Annotated in this window: 2 protein-coding genes and 1 pseudogene; all 3 read right to left on the bottom strand. The window is 59.8% G+C overall.

The window, feature by feature from the left end; translation table 11 throughout:
* Nucleotides 1-941 (bottom strand): type IV secretion system protein (locus ACK4TH_RS11760; RefSeq protein WP_409626699.1); only part of this gene is annotated, 941 nt, incomplete at its 3' end.
* 2 nt (nucleotides 942-943) lie between these two features.
* Nucleotides 944-1,213: an EexN family lipoprotein gene (locus ACK4TH_RS11755; protein WP_409626697.1), complete on the bottom strand. Its 270-nt coding sequence runs from the start codon at nucleotides 1,211-1,213 to the stop codon at nucleotides 944-946.
* Nucleotides 1,210-1,565: pseudogene (locus ACK4TH_RS11750) on the bottom strand (hypothetical protein); the annotation flags it as partial. The pseudogene ACK4TH_RS11750 and the gene ACK4TH_RS11755, both read right to left, overlap by 4 nt.

Here is a 1,565-nt window from a genome sequence, read left to right as displayed (position 1 = left end):
AAGTTGAAGGAACCTCGTCCCAATGCGGCGCCGGCCTTCCCGGCGCCTTTGGCTACGCTACTCGCTGTACGTGCTGCGCCTGCCATTTGGCTAACGCCCATTACTGCCATTGAGATGCCGCCGGCTAGTGCCGCTGCCGCGCCTGCTGCACCTTTAACAAGGGCGTACAGAATGGCCGCGATGATTACCAACTCAAAGGCTACCAGGAGCAGGTTTTGATCCCCGTCACCCACGACGACCTTGGTAAGTTGGGCATCGTAGATGGTAACGCCCAGGGTCAGCACGGCCGCCGTCAAAACCACGATCAGGATGTGATTGAGAACGTAGCCGATCCAGCTATCAAAGAATCGCGCAGTTACCGGGAACATCAGGGACATGATGAACACCGGGCCGATGGCAAACAACACCTTGAGCATCATGGTCGACATGATGATCGCAATGCCGCCAACCACGACCACGAGGGTTAGGCCGATGGCGATCAGTACCGCGCAGATATACCAGCCGATAGCGGTAGGTAGCTCCGTCCAGCCCGACGCCTTCGCTTGCTCCAGGCATTGCGCGATGATGTCCATGCCCTTGCCTAGCGAGCTATCCAGCGTGGCATAGATCGACCCACCGCCGCCGCTGCTGACCGCTGCCGCCAAGGACTCTTCCAAGCCCTTGAGCGTCCCGACGACCCAATCCATGTAGGTGCCCGCGTTCAGGGCAAGCGCCCCGATGATGGCGATTTTTACGGACTTGATGAGGAAGTCCGGGCCGGGCTGTTGAATCTTGCCGGCCATGATGAGATAGCCATACAGCACGAACGTCAGGGCGGCGCCGGATATGGCCCAGGGGCTAATCGTGGCGATCATGTCCGACGACACGGAACTAACAAAAGTTGCCGTGGCGTTGTCGATGGTTCCGCCGATCCCCTGAAAAACGGTTGTTGTCACGCTCATGATTATTTCCCGCCTAGCTTGATGCCGGTCATCGGCTGGACGTTGAGCGTGCCGCGCTTGGCACCATCGACCGCCGATTGTGCCTTGTCGGCATTGATGCAGTTCGGCGTAGTGGCGAGCTGGCCGGGGTTGTCATGGCAACGCTTCCGGGTGGCTTCCCGCTCGGCCTTGTGCTCTTTGTACCATTCGACTGTCTGCACAGGTTCCGCAGTGTCATTGCATCCAGCCAGGAAAGCCGCCACGACGGCGAGAATCAGAGTTTTCTGGATCATTTTTGAATCTCCGGGGTAACGTCGATGACCCGGTTTTCGTCCAGGTCGAAAGGGCGGCCGGCGCGCTGCGCAGCCTCGTATTCATCGGATACGCGCAAGGCGTGGGCCAGCTCGGCGGCCGTTATCAGTTGGTGCATGGCGACCGTCCGCAGCACTTGTTCCCGTACCCCAAACCATGCGAATTCGAGCTGTGCGCGTCTAGCGATGCCTACAAGTAGGACGGTCAGCAGAGCGGCGATAATGTCCTGCGACCAGTGGCCGACCTCGAAGGCCGGGGCGGCGATGGCATAGCAGCAGTAGCCGGCGAGCACTACACCCGCAGCCACGATGCCGGTATGCAGTTGCACCAAGC

Origin of the sequence: Tepidimonas sp. (assembly GCF_046292505.1) — a bacterium.
Classification (GTDB): Bacteria; Pseudomonadota; Gammaproteobacteria; order Burkholderiales; family Burkholderiaceae_C; genus Tepidimonas.
The sequence above is the reverse complement of the archived record's forward strand: the minus strand, read 5'-3'. Positions and strand labels throughout refer to the sequence as shown.